16 protein-coding genes are annotated in these 15212 nt (G+C 72.6%); 5 read left to right on the top strand and 11 right to left on the bottom strand.

What is annotated here, in order from left to right:
* Window positions 1-42: 42 nt before the first annotated feature.
* Entirely contained in the window at window positions 43-699 is a 657-nt protein-coding gene (locus CCL05_RS15465; RefSeq protein WP_244204281.1) for a TetR/AcrR family transcriptional regulator, read from the top strand.
* 9 nt (window positions 700-708) lie between these two features.
* On the opposite strand, the gene CCL05_RS15460 is transcribed toward CCL05_RS15465, so the two are convergent.
* From CCL05_RS15460 to CCL05_RS15450, 3 genes are all read right to left on the bottom strand, one after another.
* The gene (locus CCL05_RS15460; RefSeq protein ID WP_086561082.1) at window positions 709-1356 is read right to left on the bottom strand and encodes an FMN-binding negative transcriptional regulator; all 648 of its coding nucleotides are present in this window, start codon (window positions 1354-1356) and stop codon (window positions 709-711) included.
* Window positions 1357-1372: 16 nt separating this feature from the next.
* A complete protein-coding gene (locus CCL05_RS15455; protein WP_086561081.1) occupies window positions 1373-2080 on the bottom strand; it encodes a B3/B4 domain-containing protein in 708 nt (235 codons plus the stop codon).
* Window positions 2081-2154: 74 nt separating this feature from the next.
* Complete coding sequence (locus tag CCL05_RS15450) at window positions 2155-2991, bottom strand: EamA family transporter (protein WP_086561080.1); 837 nt, start codon at window positions 2989-2991, stop codon at window positions 2155-2157.
* A 118-nt stretch (window positions 2992-3109) separates the two neighbouring features.
* On the opposite strand from CCL05_RS15450, the gene CCL05_RS15445 reads away from it, so the two are divergent.
* Entirely contained in the window at window positions 3110-3694 is a 585-nt protein-coding gene (locus tag CCL05_RS15445) for a helix-turn-helix domain-containing protein (protein WP_086561079.1), read from the top strand.
* Window positions 3695-3950: 256 nt separating this feature from the next.
* Window positions 3951-5840 carry an ATP-binding cassette domain-containing protein gene (locus tag CCL05_RS15440; protein WP_244204280.1) on the top strand — a complete coding sequence of 630 codons (1890 nt, stop codon included), beginning with the start codon at window positions 3951-3953 and terminating at the stop codon, window positions 5838-5840.
* Window positions 5841-5870: 30 nt separating this feature from the next.
* On the opposite strand, the gene CCL05_RS15435 is transcribed toward CCL05_RS15440, so the two are convergent.
* The 4 genes from CCL05_RS15435 to CCL05_RS45590 all read right to left on the bottom strand — a co-directional run bounded on the left by CCL05_RS15435 (window position 5871) and on the right by CCL05_RS45590 (window position 8818).
* A complete protein-coding gene (locus CCL05_RS15435; RefSeq protein ID WP_086561107.1) occupies window positions 5871-6461 on the bottom strand; it encodes a TetR/AcrR family transcriptional regulator in 591 nt (196 codons plus the stop codon).
* A gap of 115 nt (window positions 6462-6576) precedes the next feature.
* Window positions 6577-7392, bottom strand: coding sequence for an oxidoreductase (locus CCL05_RS15430; protein ID WP_086561077.1), 816 nt, complete (start codon window positions 7390-7392; stop codon window positions 6577-6579).
* A 103-nt stretch (window positions 7393-7495) separates the two neighbouring features.
* The gene (locus CCL05_RS15425; protein WP_086561076.1) at window positions 7496-8311 is read right to left on the bottom strand and encodes an oxidoreductase; all 816 of its coding nucleotides are present in this window, start codon (window positions 8309-8311) and stop codon (window positions 7496-7498) included.
* A 312-nt stretch (window positions 8312-8623) separates the two neighbouring features.
* Window positions 8624-8818 (bottom strand): hypothetical protein, encoded by a 195-nt coding sequence (locus CCL05_RS45590; protein WP_208641522.1) that lies wholly within the window; start codon window positions 8816-8818, stop codon window positions 8624-8626.
* Window positions 8819-8901: 83 nt separating this feature from the next.
* Here CCL05_RS45590 and CCL05_RS45585 point away from each other — a divergent pair, with 83 nt between their 5' ends.
* Window positions 8902-9117: a hypothetical protein gene (locus tag CCL05_RS45585; RefSeq protein WP_208641520.1), complete on the top strand. Its 216-nt coding sequence runs from the start codon at window positions 8902-8904 to the stop codon at window positions 9115-9117.
* A gap of 119 nt (window positions 9118-9236) precedes the next feature.
* On the top strand, window positions 9237-10460 hold the full coding sequence (locus tag CCL05_RS15415; RefSeq protein ID WP_086561075.1) for an acyltransferase family protein: 1224 nt from the start codon (window positions 9237-9239) through the stop codon (window positions 10458-10460).
* A gap of 77 nt (window positions 10461-10537) precedes the next feature.
* Here the strand turns inward: CCL05_RS15415 and CCL05_RS15410 are convergent, their stop codons facing one another.
* The 4 genes from CCL05_RS15410 to CCL05_RS15395 all read right to left on the bottom strand — a co-directional run bounded on the left by CCL05_RS15410 (window position 10538) and on the right by CCL05_RS15395 (window position 15211).
* Window positions 10538-11749 carry an NAD(P)/FAD-dependent oxidoreductase gene (locus CCL05_RS15410; RefSeq protein WP_086561074.1) on the bottom strand — a complete coding sequence of 404 codons (1212 nt, stop codon included), beginning with the start codon at window positions 11747-11749 and terminating at the stop codon, window positions 10538-10540.
* Window positions 11750-11854: 105 nt separating this feature from the next.
* Complete coding sequence (gene sigJ / locus CCL05_RS15405) at window positions 11855-12799, bottom strand: RNA polymerase sigma factor SigJ (RefSeq protein WP_086561073.1); 945 nt, start codon at window positions 12797-12799, stop codon at window positions 11855-11857.
* Window positions 12800-12818: 19 nt separating this feature from the next.
* The gene (locus CCL05_RS15400) at window positions 12819-13823 is read right to left on the bottom strand and encodes a TAXI family TRAP transporter solute-binding subunit (RefSeq protein WP_086561072.1); all 1005 of its coding nucleotides are present in this window, start codon (window positions 13821-13823) and stop codon (window positions 12819-12821) included.
* Window positions 13820-15211 carry a sensor histidine kinase gene (locus CCL05_RS15395; RefSeq protein ID WP_086561071.1) on the bottom strand — a complete coding sequence of 464 codons (1392 nt, stop codon included), beginning with the start codon at window positions 15209-15211 and terminating at the stop codon, window positions 13820-13822. Before CCL05_RS15395 ends, CCL05_RS15400 begins: the two co-directional genes overlap by 4 nt.
* Window position 15212: the final 1 nt, after the last annotated feature.

Here is a 15212-nt window from a genome sequence, read left to right as displayed (position 1 = left end):
CCCTTGTCGCGCGCGTGTTTAGATCGCCTGATGGAGGACGTCATGGTGGACAGCGGTCGTACATCCCGCCGGGGCCGGCCGCCGGTGAGCGAGGAGCAGCGCGGGCGGCAACGCCTCGACATCTCCCGCCACGCGGTCCGGCTGTTCGCCGCGCAGGGCGTGGCCGCCACCTCCGGCGAGCAGATCGCGCGGACCGCCGGAGTCTCCGAGCGCACGCTGTGGCGCTACTTCCCCACCAAGGAGAGCTGCGTCGAGCCGCTGCTCACGAAGATGCTCGACGCGTTCCGGACGGTCCTGCACGCCTGGCCGCCCGGATCCGGCCTGATCGAGCACCTGCGCGCGGCCTACCAGCCCGTCCTCGGCTCGTCGTCCGGTGAGGACGTCGAGGCGGTTCTCGCCGTGATCCGCATGACCCATGACGAACCCGCGCTGCGGGCCGCCTACCTCGTGCTCCGGGAGCGCGCGGAGGAGACGTTCACCGAGGTGCTCTCCGCGCGCATGAGCATGCCGCCCGAGGCGTTCGAGGTGCGTGTGCAGGCCGCCGCCATGAACGCCGTGCTCAAGGTCGCGGCCGACGAGTTCGCCCGGGAGACGGCCGGCCGGGGCATCACCCCCGAGGTGCTGAACGACCACCGCGAACAACTCGCCCACGCGCTCGGCCTCGTCACCAGGAGGCTCTCGGGCACGGACGGCGACTGAGGGGTCCTTTCACCATGTCCGGGCGCGGTGCGGGTCGTGGGCGCGTACCGCTGCCGCGACCGCGGCGTCGCCGGCCCGGCCGCGTGCTTCTAGGCCCGCGGCGACGCCCTCGACGGCGCCCTGCGGCTGGTTCTGGCTGAGCTTGAACTTGGCCTCGACGCGGCTGATGACCACCTCGACGCCGACGACGGCGCGCAGTTGCCGCTCGACGAACTCCGCCGGGGCCTGGCCGACGGACCAGGGGTCGGCGCGCCCGGCCTCGTGCCGGTCGGTCAGGCGGCGTATCCGGCTCTCGATCCAGGCCGGGTCGTCGTGCACGACCAACTGCCCGTACACATGGGCGGTGATGTAGTTCCAGGTCGGCACCACCCGGTGGTGCTCCTCCTTGGCCGGATACCACGACGGCGTCACGTACGCCTCGGGTCCGCGGACGATCACCATGGCCTCGCCCTGCACCGGCCGGCGCCACTGGTCGTTGCCGCGCGCCATGTGGCCGACGAGAGCGCCGTGTTCGCCCGCCTCCGGGTCGTACTCGAACGGCAGCAGGGTGGCCACGAGGCCCTCAGGGGTCATGGTGATCAGGTCGGACGCGCCCTGATCGGCCAGCAGTTCACGGACCGCGTCCTCGTCGGGGACGAAGTGCTTGGGGAGGTACATCGGCAGCCTTTCGCGTTCAGGCGGTGGCCTCGGGGCCGGCCGGGCCGAGGTGGTGCACGGCGGTCCGGGCGGCATGCGGGGCGAGCAGGCCCTGCAACTCCTCCGCCGCGGCCTTGAGGAGACCGCCGTCGCGCGGGGCTCGGAGGGTTTCCAGGACGAAGGCGACGTGTGTGGAGTCCTCGGTGACGCGGGTGCGGTGGGCGTCGCGGTGGTTCCAGTGGCGCGTCAGGACGCCGGTGGCGTCCGCGTAGATGATCTCGCCGGCCTTGGGGTGCTCGACGGTGTCGGGTTCGCCGAGCGGAGTGAAGGACTCGGTGCCGTCCGCGTAACGGATGGCGACGTCCCCGGCGACCCGCGACAGGTCGAAGGCGCCGGCGGGCAGGCCGTGCCGGACGGAGACGGCGTTGTAGGAGTCGACCGCCGGGTTGATACGCGGCAGTGTTCCCTTCTTGGCGAGGCGGCGGCCGAGCGCGTCGACGCTGGGGCGGATGCGGCGCGGGTTGGTGCCGAAGGAGCGGTAGGCGGTGTGCCAGGCCTCGATGCGCGGGTCGGTCTCGTCGGCGGGCCGCCAGGTGCCGTCGGAGAGCCGCTGCTCCAGTTCCTCCAGGGCGGTGGCGGTGTGCGGCCAGGGTTCACGGCCGCGCAGGCCGGTGGCGGTGACCAGGGCGATGAGGGTGTCGGGGAACGCCTCCGCCACGGCGGGGGTGAGGTGGAAGGTGGGCACGGCGGGTTTTCCGTTTCTCGACTCGGGGGTCAGGGCGGGGTTGCTCAGGGGCGGACTGCTCGGTTCGGAGTTGCTCAGGTCAGGGCCAGGAGGCTGACCGAGACGGCGGCGGTGCCCAGGCCGACGAGCTGGCCGCGGTGGATGCGTTCGGCGAGCACGCCGCGGGCGAGCAGCACCGTACCGGCCGGGTAGAGGGCGGTGATCACGGCGACGACGGCGAGGTCCCCGCTGCGGGCGGCCAGCAGGAACAGCAGGTTCGCCACGGAGTCCAGCACGCCCGCGGCGGCCGACACGGCGTACGCGGGCCGCTCGGTGCCCAGCCGGCGGTGCATCAGCCCCGCCGCGGCCAGGGTGACGGCCGAGGAGACCGCCCGGCCGATGATCAGCGGGGCGACCCCGCTGTCGGACGGCGCCTGGTGCAGGCAGACCAGCTGGAGGGCGATGGCGGTGCCCGCGCCGAAGGCCGACAGCAGCGCCGTGCGGGAGGGACGTGCCGAGCCCGCGCCGTGCCCGGCGCTGACCAGCACGACCGCCACCAGCGCGAGCGGCAGACCCACCAGCCCCGCGGCGGCCAGGTGCTCGCCCTGCACCAGGCCCACACCGACGGGCAGTGCGGCGGACACCAGGGCCGTCACGGGCGACAGCACGTTCATCGGACCGATCGCCAGCGTGCGGTAGAGCAGGGCGAACGCGGCGGCGGAGGCGACCCCGGAGGCCGCACCCCAGCCGAGGGCGCCGGCGCTGAAGGAGGCTCCGAGCACCGGCCACAGCGCCAGCTCGACCGCGAGGCTCGCCGGGGCCGCGATCATGACGGTCCGCAGCACATGGGCCTTGCGGGCGCCGAGGCCGCCGAGGAAATCGGCGCACCCGTAGGCGAGCGAGCTGCCCAGGGCCAGCAGCAGAGCGATCACAGGACATCCCTTACTATCCAGTGGAACGACCAGACCGTACAACAGAACGACCGTCGGATGTCAACCAAACGACCGTCCGGTGCAGTCGAATGTTCCAGCCGGTAAGGATGGTGATCAGGTGGCCGAGACAGCCGCAGCCCTGCGGACGGTCGCACACAACGTCCGGGCGGCCCGCATCCGCGCGGGCCTCACCCTGGAGGAACTCAGCCGGCGCGCCCAGGTCAGCAAGGGCGCCCTGGTGGGCCTGGAGAAAGCACAGGGCAACCCCAACCTGGCCACCCTGGTCCGGCTGGCCGACACCCTCGGCATCTCGGTCTCGGCCCTGATGCAGGGATCGCCCGAAGGCCGGGTCCGGGTCGTGTCCGCCGAGGCCGTGGCACCCCTGTGGACCGGAGAGCGGGGCAGCGAGGCCCGGCTGATGCTGACGACGTCGGGGCCGACGCCGGTCGAGATCTGGCGCTGGCGGCTCGAACCGGGCGAGGAGTACCCGAGCCACCCCCACCAGGGCGGCGTCGTGGAAACCGTCAGCGTCACCTCCGGCCGGATGACCCTGGTCGTCGACGGCACCGAGCGCACCGTCGAGGCGGGCCAGACCGCCACGTTCGACGGCGACACCCCGCACACCTACCGTGGCTCGGGCACCGAAGCGTGTCACCTGATCATGACGGTCCACCTGCCGCCCGGCCCGGCCCCGGTGAGCTGACCCCCGGCCGGCACCGGCACCGGCTTCTCGCTGAAGGCTTGCGAACCCCATCCGTCACGCTGGTTTCAGGACTCGGCGTTTCGGCCAACTCGGGCCGCCCGGGGGCGGCCTGAGTACCGCGTCCATCCGTTCGAGCCCTTGCCGCGACTGGGGGGCACACCCGTCCGGAATCGATCGCGTTCGATTCCCGCGCCGCGTCGTTATGCCGTGCACCGCCGAGCCGTCCGGGCGCGGCACGACCCGAGGAGCGATGCAGGTGACCGTGACTGACACCTCGTCCGGCAACGCGCAGACGCCGCCCCCTCCACCCCCGGCCGCCATCACCTTCGAGGGCAAGTTCGGCAAGAACCCGCTCGCGGACGCCGGCTTCGCCGCGATGTGCCGCCGCCTGCCCGCCGTGCTCGGGCACACGGCCCGGATGGCGTGGGCCGTCGACAGGACCGGCGTCGTACTGCTTCTCGCCTGCCAGGCGCTGACCGGCGGCGCGGCCGCCGTCGTCCTCGCGTTCACCGCACGGGCGATGGCCCACATCCTCGGCGCCGGAACCGTGTCCGAACGCCTGCACGCCGCGCTGCCCGCCCTGATCGTCGTCACGACGGCCGCGGCCCTCGGACGGATCAGCGGCGCGCTGTCCTCGTACGCCGACGGACGGATCACCCCGCTGCTGACGACCGAAGCGGACATCGCGCTCGTGACCGCCGTGTGCCGCGTGGAGTCGAGCGCCTACGGCGAGGACGGATTCGCCGACCGCCAGGAGGCCGCCGAGATCGGCGTCACCCGGACCCGGCTGATGGTGCAGGACGCCCAGCGGTTCATGTCCGCCCTCATTCGCATGATCGCCGCGAGCGGGGTCGTCACGACTCTGCACCCGCTGCTGCTGCCCCTGCTCCTGCTGGCCGTCCTCCCGGCCGGCGCCGGAGCCGTCCTGTCGGCACGCGTCGACTACGAGACCCACTACCTCAACCTCGGCGACCGCAACGTGCGGTCCATGATGCGCTGGTGGGCCACCTACTCCCGGTTCGGCGACGAGGTCCGCGCCAACGGCATGACCGGCTACCTCACCTACTGGTACCGCGCCCTGTCCGACCGCATCGACCGGCGCACCCTGACCGCAGCCCCGCGCATGCTGCGCATCACCCTCGGCACCAGCGCCCTCGGCGGGATCTTCCTGCTGTGCACCTGGGCCACGCTCGCCTGGCTGGCCGCCGGCGGCCGCATCGCCCTGCCCGTCGCGGCCACCGCCGTGGTCGCCGTCCAGACCACGCTGGCCGCGCTCTCCCAGTTCGTCATCCACGGCGCCGCGATGTTCCACACCTCGCTCTACCTCGCCGACATGCGGTCCTTCCTCGACATGGCGACGGAACGCGCGCCCAGGCGCGGGGACCTGGCGGTCCCCGAACGCGTGGACCGGATCCGCCTCGACGAGGTCGTCTACCAGTACCCGGGCAAGGAGGAGCCCGCCGTCGCGGGAGTCTCGCTCACCCTGCGGCGCGGCGAGATCCTGGCCGTCGTCGGCGAGAACGGCTCGGGCAAGTCGACCCTGACCAGACTCATCACCGGCGTCCTCCTCGCCGACAAGGGCCGCGTCCTGTGGGACGGCGTCGACCTCGCCCAGGCGGACCCCGACGCCGTGTGGAAACGCACCGCGCTCGTCCCGCAGAACTTCGCCGCCTGGCCCCTGCGCGCCCGCGAGAACATCACCCTCGGCCAGCCCCGGACGAGCGACGACGGACCGGTGTGGAACGTCGTCGACGCCGTCGGCATGCGCGAGGCGATCGAGAAACTGCCCCGGCAGCTCGACACCCTCCTCGCCAAAGAGCTGTGGGGCGGCGCGGAGTTGTCCGGCGGGCAGTGGCAGCGCCTCGCGTGCGGCCGGGCGCTCTACCGGCAGACCCCGCTCCTCATCCTGGACGAACCGACCTCGCAGATGGACGCCCGCGGGGAGCACGCCATCTTCCTGGAGATCAAGCGGATCGCCGCCGAGCGCATCACGATCGTCGTCACCCACCAGCTGGAGAACACGAAGCTCGCCGACCGCATCCTCGTCATGGACCAGGGCCGCGTCATCGAACAGGGCACGTACGAGGACCTGGCGAACGCCGGCGGACTCTTCGCGGAACTCGTCTCCCTGTCCAAGGACCGGTGACGCGGAGAAGGTCCAGTTTCCCCGCGCCTCTCAGTTGTGCTGCTCGGCATCCAGCAGTGCGAGGGCGTTGCGGATGCCCTGTTCGAGCAGTTGGTCGGCGAGCTGCCGGTCGGTCAGGGCACGGGAGAGCTGCAGTGTCCCGGCCATCATGCCGAGGAGGCCAAGCGCCTTCAGACGCGCCGACGGCGGATCGTGGGGTGCCATGCGGGCGGCGAAGCCGTCGATGAGGACCAGCGCGCCGTTGGTGTAGGCCTGCCTGGTGGGATCCGTGGAGCGTGCGATCTCGTCGAGCAGCGCGGCATTGGGGCAGCCGTCCTCTATGTTGTCGCGCTGCTCGGGGGAGAAGTACCAGCGCACGATCTGTTCGAGTCCGGCACGGCCGGGCGCCGCCTGCGCGACGATGTTCGCGTGCTGTGCGCGCATCTGGTCGGCGACCGCGGTGGCGACGAGGTGGTCCTTGGAGTCGAAGTAGGCGTAGAAGGTGCCGCCTGTCAGGCCCGCGTCCTTCATGAGCGTGGCGACTCCCGAGCCGTCGATGCCGTCCTGCTTGAGCCGGCGGCCGGCCGCCGTGATGATCCGCTGCCGTGTCTCCTGCTTGTGTTCTTTCGGGTACCGCACGATGTGTTCCTCCTGGAAGCCGGGGCTCGCGCCCGGCTGCCGCTGGTCCAGCGCAGTTTTGGCGACGACGGCGAGGTCGTCGCCGGCCTTCATCGCTTCCGCGATCACCTCGTGGGCGTCAGTTCGGCATCCGGTTGAACCTGCGGACGATGCGGTCGAAGATCCGGGCCGGAAGGACGCGGTGGAACACGCTGATGCCGGCGGCCGTCCTGCCGGCGGTGCGCCGCAGTTTCGGGTTGCGGTCGGTGGCCGCCGCGACGATGACCTTGGCGACGGTGGCGGGATCGTCGCCGCCGCTGGTGTTCTTCGCCAGTACCTCGTCGAAGGTGCGCCGTCCCGACGCGTAGAGCGGCAAGGGGGTGTCGCCCTGCACGCTGTGGTCCCCGAACGGGGTGTTGATCGGGCCGGGCTCGACGAGCAGGATCCGCACACCGTGCTCGCGGACCTCGTGGTCCAGCGACCCGGAGTAGCCCTCGACCGCGTGCTTGGTCGAGGTGTAGATGGCCATGAACGGGCTGGGGACGAACCCGCTGAGGGAGGAGACGTTGATGACGCGTCCGCTCCGTTGCGTGCGCATGTGCGGCAGGACCGCCTTGGTCATCCGCATGATGCCGTAGACGTTGACGTCGAAGACCTCCTGGGTGCGGGCGACGGAGAACTCCTCGGCGGCGCCGTTGGCGCCGACGCCGGCGTTGTTGACCAGGACGTCGATGCGCCCGAACCGGTCGATCACCTGCTTGACCACGGAGGCGACCGATTCGTCGCTGGTCACGTCGAGGTCGAGGTAGGTCACCCCGGCGGGGGCGGTGACCCGCGCGGTGTTGCGGGCGGTTCCGATCACCTCGAAGCCCGCCGCGGCGAAGGCGCGGGCCGTCTCCTTGCCGACCCCCGATGAGGCACCTGTCACGAGCGCCACCGGTCGAATTGTCGCCATCACGGTCTCCTTGGTTTTGAAGTACGTCCGTATGTCTTGCGTGAGGTCGGGAAATGTGGCTGGGGCGACGGGAACCCCCGACCCGGTTCATCGTCTGCAGAGCTCAGCCGGCGAGCTTGTTGGTCTTGCGGACCTGTCCGTCGAAGACCCCGGCGGGAAGGATTCGGTGCGCCGCGCTGAGGAGCCGGGCGCTCCGGCCGGCGGTGTACCGCACCTTCGGCTTGGAGTCGGTGGCGGCCGCGACGATCGCCTTCGCGACGGTGGCGGGGTCGTCGCCGCCCTCGTTGACCGCCAACGCCAGCTTGTCGGCGATGCGCCGCTGCTCCGCGTAGATCTGCATGGGCATGTCGGGCTCGACGGTGTTCGCCTCGAACGAGGATTTGGTACCGCCCGGCTGGACGATCAGGGCCCGGACCCCGTGTTCGCGGATCTCGTGGTCCAGGGACTCGGTGTACCCCTCCAGCGCATGCTTGGACGCCGAGTAGGTGGCCATGTAGGGCGCGGGGAGGAACCCGAGGACGGACGAGATGTTGATGATGCGCCCGCTTCCCTGGGCGCGCATGTGCGGGAGAACGGCCTTGGTCATGCGCATCACACCGAAGACGTTGATGTTGAAGAGGCGCTGGGCCTGCGCGAGAGAGTTTTCCTCGGCGGCGCCCGAGGAGCCGATGCCCGCGTTGTTGACCAGGACGTCGATCCGCCCGAACCGCTCGATCACCTGCTCGACCGCGGCAGCGACCGAATCGTCACTGCCCACGTCGAGGGCGAGGAACGTCACGCCGTCGCGCCGGTCGGCTCCCGACGTCTTCCGGCTCGTTCCCACCGTCTCGAACCCCGCTGCGGCGAGCGCGAGGGCGGCCGCCTTTCCGATACCGGTGGAGGCACCCGTCACGAGTGCCACCGGCTGAGTTGTCGCCATCACGGTCTCCCTTGGTATTGGCATACATCCATAAGTCTTACGTTCGTATGTCTTACGTTCGTACGACCATACGGGCATCGTCGGTCGAGGGCAAGTGGTCGCGTCCGGTGATTCGGGAAGGATCCGGGAAACGTGGGGTGCGGCACGGGAAAGGCCGCGAGCGGACGACCAGCCGGAACGGTCGTTCTCGCCGCGCGGCGCCGGCAAAGGCCTGGGTACTGCCAGTCCTGGTGACGGGGACGTCGCTGGCCGGCGGCGGCGCACCCGGCGAGCGTGGAGCGAGGCGCCCGAGCCGGGGCACCGCCGGGGCACTCACGGCTGACCGGAGAACGTGCGGCGCACCATCGTGATGACGGGCGCGAGCGCCGTGGGATCGTTCGCGTCGCCGTGGGGCACATCCTGCGCCGGTCGCCGGACACACACCTCCACGTGGTCGCCCGTGGAACCGCCGCCACCGCCCGGATCGTGATCACCGCCGGCGACACGCACTTCGGCGACTTCAGGCACAACCTGGGCATGGTGCACGGCGGGGCCTGGAAGTCCCCGGCACCGGCCTCGCCCGCAACGCCGGCCCCGTCTCCCGCTTCGCCATGCGGCGCATCCTGCCGCTGATGGCCCTCACCCCGTTCGCCACCGGCCGCAACGCCGCGGGCCGCTGCCTCGCCGACGTCGTCCTGGGCACGACCGGGGCGCCGGCCGGCTCCTGCGCCGACCGCAACCGTGTGGACCCCTGGTCCGAGGAGTCCTGCGACCCGCGGCGCGACGGCGAACTCTGGGATGCCGTCGAACAGTTGACCGCAGCGTGAGCACCCCGGACGGATGGCGCTCGCGCCGAGTCGCACCACGTCTTCGGCCGCGGGTATGGCCCTCGACGGCCGGCCGCCCAACACTGTGGGAACGCACGCGAATCGGGGGAGGGCGCGGCATGGCGACGCGTACGGAGTCACCACAGGCGGGGTTACCGCAGGGGCGGCGTCCGGAGCTGGACGTAATGCGGATGGTGGTGGTCATCGGGCTGGTCTTCTTCCACTCGGCGCTGGTGTTCGCGACCGAGGGCGACTTCTACGTCAGGAACGCCGAGACCACCGAAGTCATCACCGTCATCGCCGGATTCGGGGTCGTCTGGGCGATGCCGCTGCTGTTCCTGATCTCCGGCCTGGGTGCCCGGCACTCGCTGCAACGCCGTGGCGCGGGCACCTTCGCCGCAGAGCGCCTGCTTCGGCTGGGCATCCCGCTGCTCCTCGGGACCCTCCTGCTGAACCCCCTCCCGCAGTGGCTGCGGCTGCGCTCGTCCGACCCGGACTACGACGAGTCGTACCTCCACTTCCTGCCCCGCTTCTTCGACGTGCACGTGGAGTTCGACGAACTGCCCTTCCTCGTCCAGGGGGAGCACTTCGAGACCGGTCATCTCTGGTTCGTCGTACTGCTGCTGACGTTCTCCCTGATGCTGGCGCCCCTCCACCGTTTCCTGCCCCACGAGCCCTTCCGCCGGCTCGCCGACCGCGTGGCGGCCGTGACCCTGCGCCGGCGCGGCGTCGTACTGCTCCCGGCCCTCGCCTTCGCCGCGATCTGCGCCTTCGCCGGCATGGAGGAGGACTACGCGGGCTGGCACCGCTGGTCGTACCTCCTCTTCTTCGCCGCCGGCTTCACTCTCGCCACCGACCCTCGCTTCCGCACCGTCATGCGCCGTGACGCACGCTCCGCGGCCTGCCTCGGCGCCCTCCTTTTCACGGCTGCCGCCCCGGGCTTCACCACGGCCGACGACCCCTTCACGGAGGCGACCCCCCTGGCCGTCGCCTCCCGGGCCCTGTTCGGGGCGGCGGGCTGGTGCCTGGTGGTCGCCATCCCGGGCCTCCTCGACCGCCCCCGCCGACAGCCACGCCAGGGGCCCCGGCCCCCGGCGGCTCCGACTCCTCCGACGAGGCGTCAGCGCGTGTACGGGTACCTCGCCGCCGCCGTCCTTCCGCTGTACGTCCTCCACCAGCCGATCGTCGTCGCCGTCGCCTACTTCGTGGTGGGCTGGGCGGCGCCGATTCCGGTCGAGTACGTGGTGCTGGTGACGATCTCCCTCGCCCTGACGCTCGCGGCGTACGAGCTGCTGGTGCGCAGGACGCGGGTGACGCGTTTCCTGTTCGGGATGCGCGGCTGAGGAAACCGCCTCGTCAGCCCGTGGCCGCGGGGAACGAACACGACACCCCGAGCGTGGCGTACGACGTCGCCGCGCCGTCAGGCCGCCGTGCCGACCGGCGAGCCCGCCCGGGCCGGCTGCCGCACGACGTGACGGCGGCGGGCCGGCAGGCCGAGCATCGGGTTGGCGACGCCCCAGACCGCGCCCTTGCAGACCAGTTCCTTGTAGACGGCGGCGAGCCGGCCCGTCAGGGCCGCGCGGACGGAGCGGTCGTCGGCGGTGACGTACTGGATCAGGCCGTCCCCGCGGCCCAGCGAGATGCACTGGTTGAAGTAACGCAGCGGCACGTTCGGGAGCTTCCCGCCGGTCAGGCGGGCCGCGATGGCGTCGGCCGCCTGCCACGCCATGGGCGTGCCGGAGGCGCACGACATCCGCAGCGGCTTGTCGCCCGGGCCCATGGCCAGGGCCGCGTCGCCGATGGCGTACACGTCCGGGTGCGAGACCGAGCGCATGGTCCCGTCGACCACGATCCGGCCGGTGTCGGTGACGTCCAGGGTGGTGGCCCGCGCGATCGGGTGGACGGCGAAGCCGGTGGTCCACACGGTGACCGCGGCGGGGATCGTCTCGCCGCCGGCGGTACCGACCCGGTCGGCCTCGACACCGGTCACCAGGGCGTGCTCGTGGACGGTGATGCCGAGCTTGTCGAAGACCTTCCGCAGGTGCCGGCGGCCCTTGGGCGAGAGCCAGTCACCGAGCTCGCCGCGCGCCGCGAGGGCGACGTCGAGGTCCGGGCGGGCCTCGGCGATCTCGGTCGCGGCCTCCAGGCCCGTGAGTCCGCCGCCGACCACGACCACGGACGTTCCGGCGTCCAGGCGGGCCAGGCGCTCGCGCAGCCGCAGTGCGCCGGGCCGGCCGGCGATCTGGTGGGCGTGCTCGGCGGCGCCGGGGACGCCCTGGTCGTTCCAGCCGCTGCCGAGGGCATACACGAGGGTGTCGTACTCCAGCTCCCCGGCCTCCGGCTCGCCGGGGCCGCTCGCGTCGACGACGGCCACGGCCTTGCGGTCGACGTCGACGCCGGTGACCTTCGCGATCTTCAGCGCGACGCCGGTGCCCGCGAACATCTCGCCCAGGGGCCGGGGACGGAGGTCCTGGCCGGCCCCGAGCTGGTGCATCCGGACCCGCTCGACGAAGTCGGGCTCGGCGTTGACGAGGGTGATGGCGACGTCTTCACGGTGCAGCCGCCTGGCGAGGCGGCCGGCGGCGATGGCTCCGGCGTAGCCGGCTCCGAGGACGACGATGCGGTGCTGCATTTCCGGACTCCTGTCTTTGAGCGGGACTCGCCCCCTGAACCGGGCAGCCCGCCGTTTCCTGACAGGAAGGAGGTGTGAAGCACGTCACATCATGGTCGGCCGGGGTCAGAAGACCGTGAGCAGGGGATCGCCGTGGTCGGAGGCCGCCCACCGCCTGGTCGCGCGTTCGAGCTTGTCGGGGTTGACCTGGTTGCGGAACGCGGCGATGCCCTCGGCGGTGATCTCCAGGCACATGACGCCGATGACCCGGCCGTCGAGGACCACGACGAGGGCGGGGCCGCCGTTGGCGGTCGTGGCGTAGACGTCGGGCGAGCCGCCGACCAGGTCGCGCTTGGCCTTGCCGGGCTTGAACAGGCCCCGCATGAACTTCGCGACGGCGAGGGCACCCTCGAACGCCTTGGCGCGGGCCGGGACCTTCCCGCCGCCGTCGCCGACCGCGATGGCGTCCTGGGTGAGCAGCCGCACGAGCGGCTCGGTCCGGCCGCTGGTGGCGGCCGCGAGGAACTCGTCGACGATCCGCCGGGCGGCGGCCTCGTCGACCTCGGTGCGGGCCCTGCCGTCCGCGACGTGCTTCTTGGCGCGGTGGAGGATCTGCTGACTGGCGGCCTCGGTGATGTCGAGGATCTCGGCGATCTCCCGGTGCGGGTAGTCGAACGCCTCCCGCAGGACGTACACCGCCCGCTCGTTGAGGGAGAGGCGCTCCAGCAGGGCGAGGACCGCGTACGAGACCGATTCGCGCTGTTCGGCGGTGTCGGCCGGGCCCAGCATCGGGTCCCCGGCGAGCACCGGCTCGGGCAGCCACTGGCCCACGTAGGTCTCGCGGCGCGCGCGGGCCGAGGTGAGCTGGTTGAGGCACAGGTTGGTGAGCACCTTCGTCAGCCAGGCCTCGGGGACCTCGATGCGGTCGACGTCGGTGGCCTGCCAGCGCAGGAAGGTCTCCTGCACGGCGTCCTCGGCCTCGCTCGCGGAACCCAGGAGACGGTAGGCGATGGCCTCCAGGCGGGGCCTGGCTGCCTCGAACCGGTCGAGGTCGTTCATGGTCAGGGCCATGACCATGATCCTAGCGTCGCTAGCCGTGCAGTTCGCGATAGGCGGCGACCGCCCCTGGATGCAGGGGGACGGCGCCGGTGGAGATCAGGCTGCGGGCGTCGAGGAACTGGGTGCCGAGGGCCGGGGCGGGGACGAGGCGGGTGGCCCGGCGGACCAGGACGTGGGTGAGGGCGGCGGCGACGGGGTCGGGGAGGCCGGGCCGGCACAGCAGCAGGTTGGCGACGCCGATGGTGCGGACCTCGGGGGTCCCCCGGTAGGCCCCGGCCGGCACCGTCACCGCCTCCAGGCCCGACCCTTCCGGGCCGAGGCCGGCGCGCAGCCGCGGCAGCAGGCCGGACAGGGGGAGCAGACGGATGCCCGGGCGGGTGTCGAGCCCGGAGAGCACGGGGAGCGGCACACCCCCCGCGACCAGCAGGGCGTCGATCGTGCCGGCCCGCATCGCGCGGGCCGCCTCGGGCATCAGCAGATGCCGGACCTGTACGTCGGTGCCGGGGGTCAGGCCCGCGGCCCGCAGCAGACGGTCGCCGAGCACGGCACCGCCGGACGCGGGCGCGCCCAGCGAGAGGGTGCGGCCCGCCAGGTCGGACACGCTGTGGAGGGGCGCCTCGGCGCGCACGGCCAGTTGGACGTAGTTCTCGTAGACCCTGCCGATCGCGCGCAGCGGGACGCGGTGGCCGAACGGTGCGGTGCCGCCGTACGCCGCCCACGCGATGTCCGACAGGGCCAGGGCCACGTCGGCCCGGCGGGCCCGGAGCAGCCGTACGTTGGCGACGCTGCCCTCGCTGTGGACCACCTCGCAGGACAGCCGGGGGTAGGCGGCCGTGACCTGGGTCGCGAGCAGCCGGCCGAAGGCCGCGTAGAACCCGTCCGTTTCACCGGTCGCGACCCTCAGAACCCCATCCGGGCCGCTGTCCGCGCGCCGCGCGTCCGCCGCCGCGGAACCCGCGAGCAGGCCGGCGCCGGCCGCGCCGAGGCCGACACGCAGGACGGCGCGCCGGGTCGGGGGGCGGGCGGGGCCGGTCATGCCGTGTGTCCCTTCGGGAGGACGACCCGGACGCGCAGGCCGTGCGGTTCGGCCGCCGTGAACTCCACGTGTCCGGCGTGACCGGCCACCAGTCGCTCGGCGATCGCCAGGCCGAGGCCGCTGCCGCGTACCTCGCGGTGCCGTTCCGAGCGCCAGAAACGGGTGCCCGCGCGGGGGAGTTCACCGGTGTCCAGGCCCGGCCCGTCGTCCCGCACCTCGCACACCGCGTCCACGCCGTCGGTGAAGCAGCGGGCCTCCACGCGGGCACCCCGTCCCGCGTACTTGATCGCGTTGTCGAAGAGGATGTCGGCCACCTGGGCCAGCTCGCCCTCCGGGCAGGCCATGAGGACGGCGGGGCCGGGGACGAACTCCAGGCGGACTCCGGCCTGTTCGGCCACCGGCTGCCACAACCGGACCTGGGCCGCGGCGACCGCCGTCGCGTCGCAGCACGCTTCCCCCGCGTCCGTGACGGCCAGCTCACCGGCGCGGTGCTCGGCGTTCGCCAGGGTGAGCAGGTCGTCGAGGAGGTGCTCCATGCGTTCGAGTTCGGAGGTCACGCCGGTGTAGGTGCGGGTGGCGGAGGTGCGCAGATGGGGCTGGAGCGAGTCGATGCGCAGCCGCAGGGCGGCCAGGGGGTTGCGCAGCTGGTGCGAGGTGTCGGCGACCAGCCGGCGCTGCTGTTCCAGCGCGGTGGTGACCGCGTCGGCCATCCGGTTGAAGCCGGTGGCCAGCTGGCGCAGCTCCGGCGGGCCGCCGGCCCGCGCGTGCTCGGGCGGCAGGCCGGCGGCCAGCGCGCCGACCGCGCGGTCGAGGCGGTGCAGCGGCCGTACGACCCACTGCGTGGCCCGGCGGGCGAGCAGCACACAGGCCACGGCGAACAGCCCGGCGCCTGCCAGCACGAGCGCCCACCGCAGGGCGATGTCGTCCGCGGCGGCCCGCACCGAGGCCCGCAGCACCACGGCGCCGGACACCCTGGTGCCGGTGCCCACGGGACGGGCGAGCAGCCGGTCGGCCCGCGACCAGGGCCGCAGCGTCCCCCCGGGCGACACGGGCTGGTTGCGCAACGCCGCGTCGACGAGCCGGGCGACGCCCGGGTCGGCTGCGCGCAGGCCGCCCGTCTGCACCAGCGGGGCACGGCGGGCGTCGACGACCACGACGGCCTCGCCGTACAGCTCGGTGTAGCGGCGCACGTCGGCCGTGAGCGCGCCGGTGTCGTCGCTCTCGGCGGCCTGCTCGGCCAGCCCGGCGAAGCGGTCGAGGTCGGCGGTGCGCGCCGCGACGAGCTGCTGGGTGCGCTGCGCGGCGGTGACGGCCAGCAGCGGTACGGCGAAGCCGGCCACGGCGAGGACCACGAAGGCCAGGACCACGGTGAGGACGCGGGTGCGCATG

It is taken from the genome of Streptomyces africanus (genome assembly GCF_002150735.1).
Taxonomy (GTDB): domain Bacteria; phylum Actinomycetota; class Actinomycetes; order Streptomycetales; family Streptomycetaceae; genus Streptomyces; species Streptomyces africanus.
This window is presented reverse-complemented; position numbering and strand designations above follow the sequence as displayed.